The sequence below is a fragment of the Silvimonas sp. JCM 19000 genome (assembly GCF_054652575.1).
Genome location: NZ_BAAIHC010000019.1, coordinates 13626 through 32322 on the forward strand (window position 1 = coordinate 13626; position 18697 = coordinate 32322).

An 18697-nucleotide genomic window follows, 5' to 3' on the forward strand; every position below is an offset into this window, starting at 1 on the left:
TCTCCATAATGCGCAGCTCTTGCGGTGAACGCAGTGCGGGAGTAGCTCAGTTGGTAGAGCGCAACCTTGCCAAGGTTGAGGTCGAGAGTTCGAGACTCTTCTCCCGCTCCACTGAACGCACACAGCAAGAACGGTTGTACAAAATGATTTATCCGGGCGGGAGTAGCTCAGTTGGTAGAGCGCAACCTTGCCAAGGTTGAGGTCGAGAGTTCGAGACTCTTCTCCCGCTCCAGTTAAATCGTTTCAGGCAATCTGCAAATTACTCCGCTGCGGGAGTAGCTCAGTTGGTAGAGCGCAACCTTGCCAAGGTTGAGGTCGAGAGTTCGAGACTCTTCTCCCGCTCCAGATTCAAGATAAAAAGGGAAAGTGCCAATACTTTCCCTTTTTAGTCAGCACCACCGGTTCATATTGGCGCGATAGCAAAGCGGTTATGCACCGGATTGCAAATCCGTGTAGGTCGGTTCGACTCCGGCTCGCGCCTCCAGATACGCTGCTTGAAATTCAGGCAGCTACCGCAAAAAAGCCAACCCCACCGGGTTGGCTTTTTTGTTTTCTGCGCGCCGCAGACCATAGCGCATTACGGCTGCTGCCCCAGCTTCTGCCCAGCAAACCCGGTAGGTCATCACCCCGGCCGCACCTTGCTGGCGGATGCGCTTACGCGCCGCCCATCTCCCGAATCAAGTCAATCAGGGCGCGCAGGCTGCCTGGCATATGTCGGTTGGCCGGAAAATACAGCATCAGCCCAGGAATCGGTGGGCACCAGTCTGCCAGCACGGTGACCAGGCGGCCGTCGTCTAACGCTTTGCGGGCATAGGCTTCGGGCACATAGGTGATGCCCAGGCCCTGCAAAGCGGCGTCGACCATCAAGCCACTGTGGTCCAGCGTCAGTGCGCCCGGCACATCAATTTCCACCACATGTCCACGCTTGCTGAATTCCCAGCGATAGCGTTTGCCACTGGGCAAGCGCTGACGTATGCAGCGATGCTGCGCCAGCCCATCGGGCACCGTCGGCGCGGGTTGGCTGGCCAGATAAGCGGGAGAAGCCACCGCCAGAAAGCGCACATCCGGGCCCAGCGGCACTGCCACCATGTCTTTCGGCACCGCTTCGCCCAAGCGTATGCCCGCATCAAAGCCCTGCTCGACGATATCCACCAGCCGCCCCTCCGCGCTCAGGTCCAGCTCCACCCGCGGGTAGCGCGCCAGATAGGCGGGCACCACGGTATGCAGCAGCAGGCGCACGGCACTTTCGTTGCCGTTGATGCGCAACTGGCCTTGCACCTGGCCGTGCTCGCCCGCCACCGACTCCAGCGCCTGATCCAGATCGTGGACCAGTGGGTCCAGCCGCCGCAGCAGGCGTTCGCCCGCCTCCGTCAGTGCCACACTGCGCGTGGTGCGATGGAACAGCCGCGCGCCCAGATCGTCTTCCAGCCCGCGGATGGCGTGGCTGAGTGATGAGCGCGTCATGCCCATCAAATCGGCGGCGCGCCGAAAGCTGCGGTGTTCCGCCACTGCCATAAAGGCGCGCAGATCAGCAAGGGTAGGTTTGGCCATTGGTGGGTTTATTTCACCGAAACATGCAATTTATACCGTCTTATCGCAACGATGCTACGGGCCTAGCATGGTCTGCGAAATCCTTCTGATTACTGACCGGAGCAAACTCATGAGCAAAACCTGGCTGATTACCGGCACCTCCAGTGGCCTGGGCCGCGTGCTGACCGAGCAACTGTTGCAACGCGGCGATACCGTGCTGGCCAGCGTGCGCAATGCTGCCGCACTGGCTGACCTGGCGGCGCAATACGGCAAACGCTTGCAGATACTGACGCTGGACCTGACCGATACCACGGCGCTACGCCACACCGTGCAAGCGGCCTTTGCGCAAGCGGGCCGGATTGATGTGGTGGTCAGCAACGCCGCCTATGGCCTGCTCGGCGCGGCAGAAGCGCTGACCGATGCGCAGATCGAGCGCCAGATCGCCACCAATCTGACTGGCTCGATCCAGTTTATCCGCGCAGTGTTGCCCTATCTGCGCCAGCAAGGCGGTGGACGCATCGTGCAGGTTTCATCCGAGGGCGGACAGATTGCTTATCCCGCCTTCAGCCTGTACCACGCTACCAAATGGGGCATCGAAGGCTTTATCGAAGCGGTGGCGCAAGAGGTGGCGCCGTTCGGTATCGATTTTCTGATTGCCGAACCGGGCCCGACGGCGACGCGCTTCGGCGCCAACCTGGAGCAAGCGGAGCCGATTGCGGCCTACGCGGGCACCCCCGCCGACGTGGTGGCTAACATGATTTCAGCGCGCCAGTTTCCGATCAAGGGCGATGCTGAACGCACCGTGGCCGCCATCATCGCCGCCGCCGACGCCAGCAAGCCAGCGCTGCGCCTGCCGCTGGGTAGTTCTGCCTATGACAACATCACGCGGGAGCTGGCCCGGCGGCTGTCGGCGGTGGAGTCCTTGCGCGAAGTGGCGTATTCAGCCGATGCGGACAGCGGCCTGTAACGGCCACCGCCACGCGAGTCGGGCAAGCGGCCAAGTCGGATTGAATCGACAGCGACGAGGGCCGCCATGCTGCAGCAAGCCCATTGAAATTGGCGCGCGCTGCGCAATATTGAGGTCTGTACGCCCGCCGCGCGGCCTGCGCCGCGCAGGCCGGCGGCAACAATAAATTACGCGACCGCGCCGATCAGCCCGATTCCACCCCACCAGGAAATACATGCATGTCCGATTCCTCCAGCCTTAAAGGCCGTCTTGACTGGCGCTATGCCGCTAAAAAAATGGATCCGTCGCGCGTTGTGCCCGCCGACAAGATCGAACGCATCATCGAAGCCGCACGCCTGGCGCCAACGTCCAGCGGCCTGCAGCCGTTCGAGATCTTTTCGATCAGCAATCCGGCAATTCGCGAGCAAATCAAAGCCATCGCGTGGAACCAGAGCCAGATCACCGATTGCACCCGTCTGCTGGTTTTCGCTGCGTGGGATAACTACACCACCGAGCGCATCAACCATATGTTCGATCTGGTCAACGAAGTGCGTGGCTTTACCAATGAAGGTTGGGAAAACTATCGCCAGATGCTGCTGAACACCTACCCGCAGCGCGATGCTGAGGTCAATTTCCAGCATGCGGCGCGCCAGGCGTATATCGGCATGTCGGTGGCGCTGGTGGCCGCGGCGTATGAAGAAGTCGACAGCACGCCTATGGAAGGCTTCGATCCGGCGGCACTGGACGAAATCCTTGGCCTGAAAGCGCGTGGTCTGCGCAGCGTGGCCTTGCTGCCGCTGGGTTATCGCGATGCCGAAGGCGACTGGCTGGTCAACCTGCCCAAGGTGCGCCGTGCCCGCGAAGCCTTTGTCACCGAAATTGACTGAGATTGCCTGCGCGCCTGACTCGATCAGTCGCAGTCAATTCTGAAAATGGCGCCGCCACACGCGGCGCCATTTTTGCGTCCGGCCCCCTACTGACTGCGGCCATCTGCCCCTGCACATACAGCGCCAGCGGCGTTTTGCCGGGCTGGCGCGGTCGATGCATGCTGCGTTGCGCCACGTGCCGGCGTGGCCAGCTAGCGCGCCCGTACCAGCGCGTCGCGTCATAAGCTCAGACCTCTCCTACGGCCTCCCCTTACGCCTTTCCACCAGAATCCGCCCCACGCTGACGGCGCCATCGGCCGCGCTGTCCACTCGCCGCACTCCCCCGCGTCGAAGGGGCAGCGCGCAACTGGTGGCCCACGGGGTGGCGGTGCGAACGGTTTTGTTGTCAGCAAAACCGGCTCGACGCCGTCGCCTCGCCAGCACCCTTACAGGAAAGCCCTTCATGAAACGGATACAGAAATACGCACGCGGCCTGGCGCAGCAAAGCGGGCGCAGCTGTAGGCTGGCTGTGGCGCAGCCGCTGCACGTTGCGCTGGGCCACGCCGCACTGGCCACCGGTAGCCTGGTGCTGGCCGCCAGCGCCAACGCCGCGCCCGCAGTTCCCACCAACATACAGCCGCAAGCTGGCGCTTATCTGGCCAACCAGTATTTTGCCAGCACGCTGTTTAACAGCACGCTGCAAGATCGTGGCGGCCAGAGCCGCTTCAGCCTGGGCGATAACGACTATAAAAATCCCTCCAGCGCCTGGGCACGCATTGTCGGCGGCGAGTTCGATAGCCATGCCGTCAACAATCAGATCGCGACCGACACCGATACCGCGCTGGTGCAAATGGGACTGGATCTGCTCGATAACGAAGTCGCGGGCGGCCGGGTGATCACCGGTTTGATGGCGGGCTTTGGCCGGGCCAAAAGCAACAGCAAAGCCTGGCGCGCGGCAGACAGCGTCGACGCCGAGACCAGCGGCTACAGCGTGGGTGTCTACGCCACCTGGCTGGGCGAGGGTCAAAGCGAAGCGCGCCGCCACGGCCCCTATATCGATACGTCGCTGCAATATGCGTGGTTTGATAACCGCGTCAGCAGCAGCCTGCAGCACGATGAGAAGTATCGCAGCGACAACTGGACCGCTTCGCTCGAAGCTGGCTACGACTTGCCGCTGGTGTTTAATCAGGACGACGCGTTTTTTCTCAAGCCGCAAGCGCAGTTCAGCTACAGCACTTTCGGCCAGTCCGACCACATTGATCAGTTTGGCCGCCGCATTGCCAGCAGCGAGCTGAACGGCTGGCAAAGCCGCCTGGGCCTGCGTCTGTACGGCACATTCCGCGACAATGCCGGCACCCGGACCCAGCCCTTCGTGGAAGCCAACTGGCATCACGCGTCGCACGTCGGCGCCATCGCTTTCGACGGCAACCTGCTGCAGAACGATGCACCGGCCAGCCGCTATGAACTCAAGTTCGGCCTGGAACGGCAACAGAATCGCGACTGGAACTGGTGGTTCAATCTAGGCGTGCAAGTCGGCGACGCCGGTTATGAAAGCGTGCAAGCGATGTTCGGGTCACGTAATTTGTGGTGAGCGGTAAAAGCTGCCCATGCAAGCGCCAGGTCGCAAAGACTGGCGCTTTTTTTACGCCGCGACGCCTGTTTGATGCAGCGCGACCCAACTGCAGCGGAGCACTTGGGCAAGCCCGCGACGGCGAAAACCCGGATGGCGGCATGAATGATTGGGCAGGGTGTATTCAGGGAAATGTGCGGGTGTCCCCGCAAGCGAGGACAAGAACTCTGCGTGCTTGCGGCGGGTGGTGGATAGGGTTGGGCGTTCTTGCTGATGGCTTGGGTTGCTGGGTCTTGCCCCGCCCTGTTGGCGTTGTTACCCGGTCGTGTTCAATTAATTGCACGGTCTTTAACTGATCGTGTAGTCCAGAATATTCTGCAACACATTGATTTCATTCGACGAACGGCCTTTCTTACGGAATACCCGAATAGCATATCGCAGCGTTAGTGATGTCTAATACAGCTTCCACGCCCATACCCGAAGCTATAAAAAATGTCCCTGAAAACCCGATTGCTATTCGCCGTTGCCTTCCTGGTGGCGGTGGTTATTGCTGTATTGTCGTCCGTCGCTTATTTCCGCATGGAGACCGAGATTGTCGCTGGCGCGCGCAACGAGATCCAGGCGTCGGTGCGTGGCAATAGCCAGGCGCTTAGCCGCTGGTTTAGCCAGCATCAAGATGCGGTGACCGCCGTGGCAGCCCACCTGGGCGGCGTCGCCGAGCCGATTCCGTTTTTGCAGACCGGCCAGCAAGCGGCTGGTTTTGATCAGTTATTTATTGGTTATGCCGATAAACGCATGATCTACCACAAGGTCGACAAACACGCGCCCGCAGGCTACGACCCGACGTCGCGCACGTGGTACAAAAAGGCCGCGGCAGCCAACGCACCCATCGTGTCTGATCCCTATGTGTTTGCTTCGACCAAAGCGCTGGGCGTGACGTTTGCCGCGCCGGTGCAAGAAAACGGCCAGATGACCGCCGTGGTCGGTGGCGATGTCGCCCTGGAAGGCGTGATCAAAGTGGTTGGCGGCATTGAGCTGCGTGGCAACGGCTATGCCTTCCTGGTCACCCAGGACGGCAAGATCGTAGTGCATCCGGCGGCCGAATCGACCCTCAAGCCGGTGGCGGATGTCATGCCCGGCCTGACCATGGACACCCTGAGCAAAGCGGTGGCCCAACACGATCTGGTTGAAGTCAAAATCGGCGATGACGAGAAATATGTCACCGCCAGCGCCGTTCCCGGCACTGACTGGATCATGGGCACCGTCACCGACAAATCGGTGATGCTGGCCCCCTTGCACAGCATGCTGACCGTGTTGCTGATCAGCGGCATCGGCATGGGCGTGGTTGCGGTCATCCTGGCTGCGTTTGCGCTAACCAGCTTGCTGGGCGGACTGGTGCGTCTGCGCGATGCGCTGACTGAAATCTCCTCCGGCCATGGCGATCTGACCCGCACCATCCCCGTTACCCATCGCGACGAAATCGGCCTGACCGCCGAAGCCTTCAACCAGTTTGTGAGCAAGCTGCGCGGCATGTTTATTCAGGTGCGCGACAACGCGGTGGAGCTGTCAGGTGGTGTGCAGGATTTGCATAATGTGACCGAGCGCCTGAGCAGCGAATCGCAACGTCAGGCCGATATCTCTAGCGCAACGGCAGCCACCATCGAAGAAATCACCGTCAGCATCAGCCATATCGCCGACGGGGCCTCGCAAAGCGAAGCGGCTGCCAGCGAAACCGGCGCAGTCAGCCTGCAATCGGCGAGCGAAGTACAACAGCTGGCCACCGATATCGATTCGATTGCCACCTCGGTCGATCATCTGGCCGAGACGCTGGCGGCACTGGGCGAGCGCTCCAGCCAGATCACCAACATCATCGGCGTGATCAAAGAGATTGCGGACCAAACCAATCTGCTGGCGCTTAACGCTGCCATCGAAGCCGCCCGCGCGGGTGAACAAGGCCGCGGGTTTGCGGTAGTGGCCGATGAAGTGCGCAAGCTGGCCGAGCGCACCGGCAAAGCCACGGTCGAGATCGGCACGCTGATTGGTCAGACCGACGACCAGATCCAGACCGCGCTGGCGGATATGGATAACACCCGGACCTCCGTCGCAGGCGGCGTGCAGAAGTCGCATGATGTCGCCACGCAAATCGGCCGCATCCACGAAAAAATGGATGATGTTGTGCGCAGCATTCGCGACATCGCCGATGCCACGCGCGAGCAATCGATTGCCACCACCGACATGGCCAAAGCGGCGGAACAGGTAAATCGCTTGTCCACCGAGACTGATGCAGTGGTGCAACACGCGTCTGGCACTGTCGCCGCGCTGAACCAGCGCGCGCGTTCTTTGCATGCTTTGGTGGAGCAATTCCGGCTTTAATATTTGCTTCAAATGTAAGGGGCAGTACACTGGCGGGTGATGCTAATGGCATCACCCGTTTTTTATTCGATTGGCCACCGCACATGACTGAAGACCTGTCCACCGACAAGGCTGACAAGAACAACGAGCAGCTCAAGTCCCAGCGCTTTGAAATGCTGGAAAGCATCGCCGCCGAACTCTCGGGCGAAGTGGTGTTTCCCACCTGTTTTGATATCGCCATCCGCGTGCGCAACGCCATGCGCGACCCCAACGCATCGCTGCCCAAGATTGCCGGCGTCATCAAAACCGAACCGCTGGTGGTAGCCAAACTGTTGCGCGCCGCCAACTCGGCCGCACAAGGCAATAACCGCAAAATCACCGACGTTGAAAGCGCCATTGGCCGCCTTGGTATCGACGCCGCCCGCTCGGTAGCCCTGGCCACGGCAATGGACCAGTTGCTGCGCTCGCGAGAGCTGGTGGTGTTCTCCAACCTGGCGCGCAATCTATGGAACCACTCGCTGCTCAGCGCCGCCGCCGCCCGTGTGCTGGCGCAAAAGCTGACGCGGGTGAACCCGGACGACGCCTTGCTGGCCGGGCTGATCCACGATCTGGGCGCGTTTTATATGCTGTACCGCGCCGCCAAATATCCCGAACTGGTGGCGCGGCCCAATACGGTGGAATACCTGATCGCGCAATGGCACGGCAGCATCGGCGAATCATTGATGTATGCGCTGGATATTCCCGAACACATCATCGAAGCCACCCGTGAAAACGACAATCCGCGCGATGAAGTCACCGAATTACGCAACCTGACCGACGTGTTGTTTGTGGCCAATTTGCTGGCCGGCGGCTTGATCGAGATGGAAAGACTGGATTTGGGCGAAGTCAAAGGCCGCCCGGAATTAAGCAACCCGCTGTTCACCGAGCAAATGGAAGAAATCAAGGTGGTACACAAAGAGCTGCTGTCGACGTTTTCGATGTAAGTGCGGCGCGCGAGAAATCGATAACAAGAACCCCTCGCCCAGCCGCAGCAAGCCCTGTTACAATGCCCGACCTTCCCGCCCGGGTGGTGAAATTGGTAAACACAGCGGACTTAAAATCCGCCGGCTTACGCCTTGTCGGTTCAAGTCCGATCCCGGGCACCAGGAAAGCTTCCGAATTCTTCCGTAAGAGCCGAAAAGCCGCATCAACATTAGGTTATGCGGCTTTTTTGTTTCCGGGACCATCCAAGACCTACGGTTGAATCCGCGGGTATATGGGGTAAGTCCGGTTCAATTAAGAAGTTACCCCCAGATGCCGCTTACAGATATCCAGATTCGCAAAGCCATTGCGGAAAATGGGTCATGCGTTCATTGAACGCCGCCAGATGAGCCCGGTACGCGGCCCAAGCCTCCTCAAAGCTTTGGGGTGCCGTGCTGGTGGCCAGCGGGGTTTCACGGAGCGGGTAAGTGGTTTTTCTTTTGAACATGCTGGTCCTTGGTTCAGGCGTTACGGAATGCGCTGATGCGCTCGTTCCTCCAGGTGCAAGATTTAGAGGTGCCAAAAAACCCGGATGGCGCCAGTACTGGCGCGGCTTGAGGGGTGCCACATGAGTGCGAGAAAAGCGACCGATTTAGCCTGCAGGCGTGGCGGGTAGACGATTGCGCGCGCTGGGAGAGTAAGGGGATCGAGCATAACGCCGACTTGCGGTCAGCCACGCGAGAACCGCGGCAAGTAATCGGCCAAAGCGGACTTTGATGTCAGTAAGTTAAAATGGCCGCTGTAGCGAAGAAGGGATCATTTGGAGGCACCTACCTCAGAATCATCCATGCCGTAGTTTTTTTACGGCTGCGCGAAAGAATGGTAGTCTCACCCGATCGATCAAACGGGGTTACTCAGATGCTACATAAATTTTCAGTGAGACATTTCCGCAACTTTTCAGAGTGGTTACATTTCGATTTAACCAGCCAACAATACGAATTTAATGAGAGCGCGGTCAACAAAGGCATTGTAAGACATGCCATGATTTATGGGCCTAACGGTGGCGGCAAGTCCAACTTGGGTCTTGCAATGGTTGACCCAGTTTTGCATTTGATCGATTCTCCAAGTTACTTTTCCTCATTGGAAAACAACTATCTTAATGGAAAAAAACAAGACATCATCGCGGAGTTTGTTTTTGAATTTCGCATTGACGACGTCGATATAATATATAGCTATGGAAAAAAATCTATAACAAAGTTAGTTTATGAAAGTCTTTCGATAGATGGCATTGATATTCTTCACATAGATCGCCGCAATTCACATTTAGCGAACATTGAATTGAAAGGCGCGGAACATTTAAAGAAAGATGTTGGCGACTCTGGAATATCACTACTTAAATACATCAATAGCAATTCAATTCTAGATGACACAAAAACAAACAAGACATTTGCCAAGCTACTAAAGTTTATTGAGGGCATGGTTTTCTTTCGTTCGTTGCATGCGAACAACAAGGGGGAATATATAGGCAAAAATATTGGTGTTAAGCGCTTATCGCAAAGCATCATCGAGACCGATTCCCTTTCGGATTTTGAAAAATTCCTAAATGATGCTGGCATAGAATGCTCGCTAATTGTTGATGTCGACGCAAGTGGCAACAAAGCTATATATTTTGATTTTGGCGAAACAAAACTTGAATTCGGAACGGTTGCATCCACAGGCACGTTATCTTTAGGTATTTTCTATTTTTGGTGGCTCCGATTAAAAAGTGGAGCGGTGACTTTCGCATATATAGACGAATTTGATGCGTTCTATCATCATTCTTTAGCTTCAACTATAGTTGAAAAAATAATTGCGTCTCAAGCTCAAACCATCCTGACCACTCACAATACTGGGGTTATGAGCAACGATCTTCTGAGGCCTGACTGCTATTTCGTACTGGACAGGAATATTGCGCCGATAACTGAGCTAACTGAGAAAGATCTTCGCAAGGCTCATAATTTAGAGAAAATCTACAAAGGACTATCGAGCTAATGGAGCGCACCCTATTCATATTTGAAGGTGAAAAAGCGGAGAAACTCTACTTTAAAAGTTTAGAGCGTGCATTTTTCCATGACCAAGAAAATCGGATCTTGGCGAGTTTTCAAAATGATCTCTATGAACTTTATGAGCAAATCTCGGCAGACGAAGACCTGGATCTTTTTGAACTAATTAAAGAGTTAAATCCGAGCGCGAATGAAGACGAGCAAATTAAAGGGCTCAGGCGCGACCAAATTGGCCAAATTTATCTCTTTTTTGATCTCGAACCAAATGACGAAAAGTTCACCGGGGAAAACCTGCTAAAGATGCTGGCTCGATTCAACAACGAGACAGATCATGGGAAGTTGTTCATAAGCTACCCGATGATTGAAGCCATACGAGATTTTCAAGACATTGACGAATATCTCGTTAGGACTGTGGCTCTTTCCGACTGCGTGGGTGCGCGTTATAAACAAATTTCCGCCGATCGGGGCAGCCACGCTTACCAAGACGCAAAAAAAATTGACAAACAAGGATGGCTTGTTTTGATTGAGGCCAATCTTCGAAAGGCCAACATACTTACGACTCACATAGACACCCCAGCTCCTGTGAGCGATCAGGCATCCATTGCCGAGGCGCAACTAACAAATGGCTCGCCGAATGATCCCATGTCCGTACTCAGCGCGTTCCCGATTTTTCTTGCCGATTATTTTGGGGACGCTTTGAGACAGGTTGCGTCAACTACGTAAGTTATAGACTTTAATGAATAGGTGACAACGCTCGCGAAAGGTGCAACAGCGCCCCGGATTTAAGTAGTTCGGCGATTCAGTCACAATAGATACATAGGTCAGCAATCAAACCTAGTTCCTGATGGGTTTTCGTTGGACCCCAACCGGAAAAGTGTTTCCGCAACGCGAAGAACACGCGTTGATTTTAAAGGATTTGTTTGATGTTTTTGATCACCCGTTATAGAAGCAAAATGGCGACAACCCCCTGATTCTAAAGCAACATCGCCCAGGCAGTTGAAAACTGCCGAGAATGTGAGTCCATGGGAGGCTGCCAGTTTCGTGGACACCTTGTTAAGCGGTATGGACTGCCTTAGCGTCCATAGCCCCTGGTGACCGCACACAGAGCAGACTCGAGTTACGGCGTGCTCCACCGTCCGCTCAGGCCAATTACCTGCCTAAGGCCAACGCTCAATAATCGTTCAAATGGAAGTTAGCTGCACGCGCCTGCATCTGCGCAGAAACGTGTACTGAAAGCTCTGACGCAACCTTTTCATCGAAGTGCTTCTTTCCAATGCCAGGACGTTTCAGCGCGTGGAAGTAATAAGCTTGCCGAAATCTCTGGCCTTCCTAATGAGTGCTGTGCATGCGAACGCTACCTCCAATTACATATGGGTCGGCCCCCAAGGCACCATGATAAAAACAAGCGTGGGGGGTAACATCGGGGGTATATATCAATTTCATACTCCACGAATACCAAACAAATAAAGTGTTACAACCCGCCTTTTCAAGTCCGATCCCGGGCACCAGGTCAAATACAACGCAGCACACCGCAGTCCAGAATCCCCCGCCAGGCTTTGCTTTCGGGGGATTTTTGTTTTGGGGCGCTCTGGCGGAACCGGGCCGTTGTGATGCGGAAGACGAATACCGTCGTCTCACGCTCAAAATGAGCAATAGGTTGATATTTTCGACCGCTTTTTATCATTATTTTGATATCTCGCCGCTCTCGCCCAAGCGTGTGGGCCTGAAAAGACCTGAGCCTGCGGCAGCGCCTCATGCCGCCTAACTCAGGGGCCGCCCAAAGGCAGCAGCACTGCATCGTCCTCATGCACCCCGTCCGGCCGCGTCACGATACTCGTCTCATCCACCGCCACCCACCGTCCCGTCGCCAGTTCGCGCAAATACACCCGCCAGTTGCGCGTCAGCGCTTGCAGTACGGCGGGCGTGGCGTGGCGGATTTCGGTCATGATGGCGTAGCTCTGCAGCCCCGCCAGAAAACCCTGCGCACCCAGCAGCACAAATGGCTCCACGCCTTCCACATCGATCTTGATGCACGCGCGCCTGGCGGCAGACCCGGCAAAGTACGCGTCCAGCATTGTCGTCGGCACCTGCAGCGCCGTAATGCGGTTGCCGCTGCCGGCCGTGCGGGGCAGCGCCAGTGACGATGCGCCCGACCAGTCCGTGTCGATATTCAGTGGCGCGGTGCCCACTTTCTCGCAAACCGCCATCGCCTCGATCGTCACGTTGTGGCGGTAGGCCAGCGTGGCGCGCAGATACGGCAGCAAGGCCGGATTGGCTTCAAAGGCAACGATCCGGCCGTCGAATTGGTCGGCAATTTCCAGCAACATCTCGCCGTAATTGGCGCCGATATCGATGATCAGATCCCAGTCCGCCAGCGCCAGCACATCGCGCCACAGCGCTTGCGCCACCGGGCTGAACGGTTGGCCGGATTGCAGCAAGCGGCGGCCGCGTTGGTCGTCCGGGTTAAGGTATAGCGCATGACCATTCAGCTGGATTGAAGCAAAGCCGCCGTCCATAACTCCCCACTTGTTAATCACACGCCATGCAGATAAACCAAGGGGCCCGCCCCACGGCAAGCCCCTCGTGCTTCTATCAAGTTAGGCAATGCAGCCGCGTCAGAACGATTTGCGCAGCTTGACCGACACCGTCTGGTTGTAAAAGTCCTTATGCCCTTCGCCGTCGTAGCGCGCGGTAATTTCCAGGCCGTTACTGCGATGTAGCACCAGGCCCGCGCCGCCGCGGAACAGCCATGGCGACGGGTTCAGCCCGTACGTCACAAAGGCCGGGCCGCCGCCCACAAACGCCGACGTCACTTGCGCCTGGCGCGCCATCAAGTCATAGCCCGCGCCAAAGTTGGCCGTCCATGACACATCGTCATTGATGGTCTGGAACAGTTTGGCGTCGGCCGACACGATGAACTCCTGCGTGCTTTGTTCCGCCACGTTCAGGTTCAGGCTGTCTGCGCCGGTTTCGCTATAGCTATCGTTGTGCACGCTGCGGTAATCGGCACGAATCGACGGGGTGAGATTGGTGTTGGCGTTGTATGCAATCGTCTTGCCCAGGCCCACACCGGCATGGGCGTTCCAGCCGTTGTAACTGCTGTCGGCGGTGCGGATAACGTCACCAAAATCAATGCCGCGATTGCCACTGGTGTGGTTGCGGCCGTAGTCGATCTGCCAGCTCAAATCGGTGGCTGGCGCCAGGCTGTGGCTGCCATAACCCATCAACTGATAGTTGTTGATGCTGGCCGATTGCGGCGCGTCGGTGCTGGCGCCGCTGACGTGAGTATGCGCATAGGTAAACGCAATACCGGCGCGGTCTTTGGCGGTGACGCCACCATCCACGCCCACAATCACACCGGCGCTGTCGGCGTCATAACCGGCCACCGCGTCTTCCTGGTCTTGCTTGGCCCACGAGCCAAACGGCTTCAGCCATATTTGCCGATCAGTCACATAGCCATCACCCGCCGACAAACCACGGTTGCTTTCCTCGCGCGCCTGGATCACGCGGTCGGTCAGGTTCAGCGTCATGGCGGTGGCGCTGGACGTCCCCCCCGCCACCAGCGGCACCATTTGATGCACGGCTTTGTTGATATCGGCATCGTTGGTCAGCTGGCCCAGCTGGCTGATCACGTGGTTCATGTCCGCGCTGCCGCCGCCGTTGCTGATGATGGCATCCAGCGCGCCCGCCGCCCCACCGGCCGCGCCGCTATTGGGACTGTTGTTGACCACGGTTTGCACTTGCACGCCGCGCTTCACGTTCAGATCCACGTTGTTGCCGTCGATAACGCCTTCAAAGTCGAACAGCACGCTGTTGTCGGTCACGTTAAACGTGGACGCAGTCAGCCCGCTTGAAGTAATCACGCCCGGCAGCACGCCGCCTTTAACCAACGTTGCGCCTTGAGTTACGTCCACCGCGATATTGGCGTTGGCCGGCAAGCTGGCGGTGCCGGTTACATGCAACTGACCGTATTGCGTGGGCGACGTGGCTTCCATGCTGTAGACACCGCCCGCTTGCTGCACGTAATTGCCGGTCAGCGTAATCGGCGTGGCCGAGCGCACGTCCAGCGTGCCGCTGTTGGTCAGCGTGCCGGTCAGGTTGTGGCGTGCGTTCAGCAAGCCATCGCTGCTGATATTGATGGCGCTGGCGGCCAGCGTGTTCTCGGTGGTGTAAGTGCCGTTGACGTTGATGGCCGAAGCGCCACCGCCATCCGCCACCGCGCCGGTCACGCGCGAACCGTTAACCAGATTCAGCACACCGCCATTCAGCGTCAGCCCGCTGTCGATCAGCGCCGAGTTGTTCACCGTGCCCGCCACGTTAAACACGCTGCCCGCCACGGTGTTCTTGACGTTGAAAACGCCTTCGCCAGCCACTTCCAGATCGCCCACATTGATGGTGTTTTCAGTGCCAAAGGTGCCGTTGACCTGCACCGTGCCGGGGCCGCTGATGGCGCCGGTTACCCGGCTGCCCAGGCCATTCAGCGCCAGCACGCTGCCGCTTTGCGCCGTCACCGCGCCATTGATCACCGCCGTGTTCTGCACATTGCCTGCGTTAACCAGCGCGCCGGTCAGGTCATCATCCAGCGTCAGCGTAGCGGGCGCGGCCACGTTAACGCTGCCCGCCGTGATGGTGCCTTCCGAGGCGAAATTGCCATTCACGTTAACCACGCCGCCGCCGGTGATATTGCCGGTAACGCGGGAGTCGGCGTCCAGGTTCAGCGTGCCGTTGTTGCCTACGGTGGGCGCGGTGATGGTATCCACCACTTCCAGCGTGCCGCCCGTGCCGACATTCACTGCGCCAACGTTGATCAAGCCGGTGTTGATATAGCTGCCATTCACGTTAACGGTGGAACCCGCGCCGGTAATGTCGCCTTCGACCACGGCATTGTTGCCATCCAGATTAAGCACGCTGCCCGCCGCGCCCACCACGCCCACGCCCAGCGTGCCGCTGTTGTTGATGGTGCCGGCGTTGGCAATCGGGCCAGCGGCAAACACCGCGTTGTTGTTGCTTAAGGTACCGGCGTTGCTGATGGTGCCGGTGGTGGTGACGGCGTTGTTTACCGTCAGCGCGCCACCGCTATTTACATTAAGCGTGCCGGTGTCGATGGTGTTTTCAGTGGCGAAAGTGCCGTTGACGTTAACGGTGGAGCCGGTGCCGGTAATCGCGCCCGTCACGTGCCCGCTGGGGCCATCAAGATTCAGCGTGCTGTTGGCCAGCTCCACCGTGCCGTTCAGCACGCCGCTGTTGGTCACGGTAGTGGGTGCAGCCGGGTTGCTGATCAGGATGGCTTGCGGCGCGTTGATGGTGCCGGTGTTAATGATGCCGCCGCTGATGGTGGAGGCATCCACCGCAATGCCGGTCTGCCCGGCCGTGATGGTGCCGTTGTTGGTGAGCGTGCCGCTGATGGTGGTCGGGTCAATACTGATGCCGGTGCCGTTAACGGACGTGATCTGGCCAGAGCTGATCACACTGCCGTTGATGGTGGCGTCGATCAAGCGCACGCCGTAGCTGTCGCCGCTGATGCTGGCGCTGTTGCCGCTGCTGCTCAGATCGCCATTCAGCGTCGAGTTACGGAAATACACGCCGGTATCATCGCCGGTCAGGCTACCGGTATTGCTGATGCCGGTGCCGATAGTGGCCGCGCCGTTGACCGACAACGCGGTCGGGCCGCTCACGCTGCCGGCATTCTGCACGCCGCCTGCCAGCGTGGCGTCGTTAATGTCGATGCCGCCTGCATCGCCAGCGATATGACCGGTGCTGGTGTTGATAATCGCAGCCGCCGTGCTGCCGCCATGCAGATCAATGCCACGGCCGCCTTCCCCGCCGCCTTGCAGCGATCCCGAGTTGCTGATCTGGCCAGTCACGCTGGAGCTGCTTACTTCGATGGCCGACGCTTGCGTGGCCACCACCTGGCCGCTGTTGAGCAGATTGCCGGTAACAGTACTGCCGCCGCCCACAAAGATACCGCCGCCATACCCGGCCGAGCCAAAGGTCACCAGGCCTTCGTTATTGATATCGCCCGTCACGTTGGCATTGCTGTTGACGTCGATACCCAGCGAATCCGCCTTGATCTGGCCGCTGGCGGTGTTGTGGATGCCGCCCGCGCCAATCACGCCGCCATCCAGATAAATACCTTCCGAGCCGGTGTTGAGCGTGCCGCTATTGCTGATGCCTTGGGCGATGCTGCTGCCGTCGTGCACATAAATGCCATAAGCCACCTGGGCGTTGCCCGCACCGTGCGCGTTGACGGTGCCGCTGTTCACCAGCGCGCCGGTCACGGTGCCCTGGTCCAGATTGATGCCGCTGTTATTGATGGCATCCAGCGTGCCGCTGTTGGTGACATTGCCGTTGACGGTGGAATGGTTCAGCGCCAGCGCGTCACCGGCGGCATTGATGGTGCCGCTGTTCAATACATTGCCGGTTACGGTCGAGGTGGTATCGATGCTGAAGCCGCCCCCATCCACATCGCCGTTAACGCGGTTGATATGGCCCGCGTTGATGACATCGCCCACCACCGTGCTGCCGGTCAACTGCAAACCGTAGCCATTGGCATTGATGGCGCTGGCGCTGCCCAGGTTGATGCCGCCCGCCAGAATGTGGCTGTTGTTGGCGATGACGATGCCGCTATTGCCGCCGGTGTTGATGGTGCCGTTGTTGATGACGCCGTTACCCACGGTGCTGTTGTTGACGTTAATGCCGGTGCCCACCGCCGCGGTCAGCGTGCCGCTGCTGGAACCCACCTGGCCATCGACCGTGGCGCTCGCAATATTGATGGCGTTCAGGTCCGGCGTATTGATGGTGCCGCCGGTATTCAGCACCGCGCCGTGCACGTTGGACGTATCAATATTGATGTTGCCGCCGTAGTCGCCCACATTGCTGTGCAGATTGCCCGCGTTGCTGATGTCGCCGCTTACGTTCGAGTTGTTGACCACATCAATCGCGGAGCCCGAGCTGGCAATCTCGCCGCCTTGGGCCACGGTAATCCCGCCTGCTGACACCGTGGCGGCATTCAGCTCGATGCCCGCCATGGCGGAGGTGATCGCGCCGCTATTGCTGATGCCCGCGGCCACTGCGCTGTTATCCACCCGGATGCCGTAGGCGGCCGTATAGCTATTGCCGCCCAGCGCATTGACAGTGCCCGCGTTGCTGATGCTGCCCACCTGGCTGCTGCCGGTAATGCTGATGCCCGAATCGCTATCGCTGTTCAGCGTGCCACCCAGATCATTGCGCACCGCGCCCGTCACCGTACTGTTAACCACGGCCACGCCATTACCCAGGGCCGAATTGCTGCCGCCCGGGGTGCTGTTAACGGTGCCGGTATTGATCAGGTTGCCGTTAATGATCGACGTGCTGATGCCGATGCCACCGCCGTAGCTGGCCGCGCCCACATTAATCTGCCCGCCATTCTTGACGTCGCCGGTTACCGCCGACCCGGCAACGTTAATGCCCAGCCCGTTGGCGTTAATGATGGAACTGGGTCCGGTACTGATGCCGCCGCCCTGGATGGTGGCGCCATTGCTCACCAGGATGCCGTCACCGGCGGCATCGATGGTGCCGTTGTTGACGATGCCCGCCCCCGAAATACTGCCATCCAGCCCGATGCCGCTGGATGCGTTGGGCTGCGTCGCCCCACTGGCCACGATATGGCCCGAGTTGGTAATGGTGCCCGTTACCGTACTGCTATTGGCGACGCTGACTGCCACGCCCTGACCACGCGTAATGCTGCCCTGGGCGTCGTTAACAATACTGCCGGTAATCACGCCGCTGGTAACGCTGATACCGCCGCCATCCGAAGTCTGGCCGCCGTAGCTGTTGACCATGGTGCCGTTGTTGTAGATACCGCCGACGACCTGGGTGCCGGTGACTTCAATCCCCAGGCCGGTGGTACCGATGGTGCCGGTATTGTTGATGCCGTCGGCGTTCACCCCGCCCCCGTTAATCACGCGGATGCCGACGCCACCCACGCTGATCGAGCCCGCGTTATTGACGGAGCCCGCATGGCCACCATCCAGCAAGATGCCATCGCTGAACGCCGTAATCTGGCCCGTGCTGCTGCTGGTGATATGGCCGGTGACCGTGCCATTCACCACCAGGGCGTTGCTCAGTGCATTCAGCAAACCGCCGTTGTTATCAATGCTGGCGGCGGTAATGCCGTTGGCGACGTGCACCAGCGGCGCATCGCTATACCAGCCGCCCCCCTGGCTGATAACCACGGCTTCGCCGCTATCCACTTCGCAACCGGTGCCGGAATTAACGGCGGTGGTGCAGGTGGCTAATGCTTGTGCGCCTGCTAGACCAAAGCACGCGGCGGAAATGGCGAGGGCCAGTTGGGAGGGCCTGGGTTGGCGGGTTTTTGTAGACATGAGTAAGCGCCTCTTGCGGACTAAGCGGAAAGATTTGCGCCCAAAGCAAGCAACACGGCCCCGCGTAG

10 protein-coding genes and 5 tRNA genes are annotated in these 18697 nt (G+C 58.5%); 12 read left to right on the forward strand and 3 right to left on the reverse strand.

What is annotated here, in order from left to right:
- Window positions 1-35: 35 nt before the first annotated feature.
- From ACYQ1A_RS15775 to ACYQ1A_RS15790, 4 genes are all read left to right on the forward strand, one after another.
- Window positions 36-111, forward strand: a tRNA-Gly gene (locus ACYQ1A_RS15775).
- 45 nt (window positions 112-156) lie between these two features.
- Window positions 157-232 (forward strand) — tRNA-Gly (locus tag ACYQ1A_RS15780).
- Window positions 233-269: 37 nt separating this feature from the next.
- Window positions 270-345 (forward strand) — tRNA-Gly (locus ACYQ1A_RS15785).
- Between the two features lie 65 nt (window positions 346-410).
- Window positions 411-484: transfer RNA gene (locus ACYQ1A_RS15790), tRNA-Cys, on the forward strand.
- 170 nt (window positions 485-654) lie between these two features.
- Here the strand turns inward: ACYQ1A_RS15790 and ACYQ1A_RS15795 are convergent.
- Window positions 655-1551, reverse strand: a complete 897-nt coding sequence (locus tag ACYQ1A_RS15795) for a LysR family transcriptional regulator (RefSeq protein WP_499363480.1) — start codon at window positions 1549-1551, stop codon at window positions 655-657.
- Window positions 1552-1660: 109 nt separating this feature from the next.
- Here ACYQ1A_RS15795 and ACYQ1A_RS15800 point away from each other — a divergent pair, with 109 nt between their 5' ends.
- The 8 genes from ACYQ1A_RS15800 to ACYQ1A_RS15835 all read left to right on the forward strand — a co-directional run bounded on the left by ACYQ1A_RS15800 (window position 1661) and on the right by ACYQ1A_RS15835 (window position 10989).
- On the forward strand, window positions 1661-2497 hold the full coding sequence (locus tag ACYQ1A_RS15800) for an SDR family oxidoreductase (RefSeq protein WP_499363482.1): 837 nt from the start codon (window positions 1661-1663) through the stop codon (window positions 2495-2497).
- A 218-nt stretch (window positions 2498-2715) separates the two neighbouring features.
- On the forward strand, window positions 2716-3363 hold the full coding sequence (locus ACYQ1A_RS15805; RefSeq protein WP_062225887.1) for an NAD(P)H-dependent oxidoreductase: 648 nt from the start codon (window positions 2716-2718) through the stop codon (window positions 3361-3363).
- 442 nt (window positions 3364-3805) lie between these two features.
- Complete coding sequence (locus tag ACYQ1A_RS15810; protein WP_499363484.1) at window positions 3806-4933, forward strand: autotransporter family protein; 1128 nt, start codon at window positions 3806-3808, stop codon at window positions 4931-4933.
- 471 nt (window positions 4934-5404) lie between these two features.
- Window positions 5405-7285: a methyl-accepting chemotaxis protein gene (locus ACYQ1A_RS15815; RefSeq protein ID WP_499363486.1), complete on the forward strand. Its 1881-nt coding sequence runs from the start codon at window positions 5405-5407 to the stop codon at window positions 7283-7285.
- 83 nt (window positions 7286-7368) lie between these two features.
- Complete coding sequence (locus ACYQ1A_RS15820) at window positions 7369-8247, forward strand: HDOD domain-containing protein (protein ID WP_499363488.1); 879 nt, start codon at window positions 7369-7371, stop codon at window positions 8245-8247.
- Between the two features lie 77 nt (window positions 8248-8324).
- Window positions 8325-8409 (forward strand) — tRNA-Leu (locus ACYQ1A_RS15825).
- A 607-nt stretch (window positions 8410-9016) separates the two neighbouring features.
- Window positions 9017-10255: an AAA family ATPase gene (locus ACYQ1A_RS15830; RefSeq protein ID WP_499363490.1), complete on the forward strand. Its 1239-nt coding sequence runs from the start codon at window positions 9017-9019 to the stop codon at window positions 10253-10255.
- Entirely contained in the window at window positions 10255-10989 is a 735-nt protein-coding gene (locus ACYQ1A_RS15835) for a hypothetical protein (protein WP_499363492.1), read from the forward strand. Before ACYQ1A_RS15830 ends, ACYQ1A_RS15835 begins: the two co-directional genes overlap by 1 nt.
- Before the next feature lie 1043 nt (window positions 10990-12032).
- On the opposite strand, the gene ACYQ1A_RS15840 is transcribed toward ACYQ1A_RS15835, so the two are convergent.
- Window positions 12033-12782, reverse strand: a complete 750-nt coding sequence (locus tag ACYQ1A_RS15840) for an FkbM family methyltransferase (RefSeq protein ID WP_499363494.1) — start codon at window positions 12780-12782, stop codon at window positions 12033-12035.
- A gap of 99 nt (window positions 12783-12881) precedes the next feature.
- Window positions 12882-18629 carry an autotransporter domain-containing protein gene (locus ACYQ1A_RS15845; protein ID WP_499363496.1) on the reverse strand — a complete coding sequence of 1916 codons (5748 nt, stop codon included), beginning with the start codon at window positions 18627-18629 and terminating at the stop codon, window positions 12882-12884.
- Between the last annotated feature and the right edge of the window lie 68 nt (window positions 18630-18697).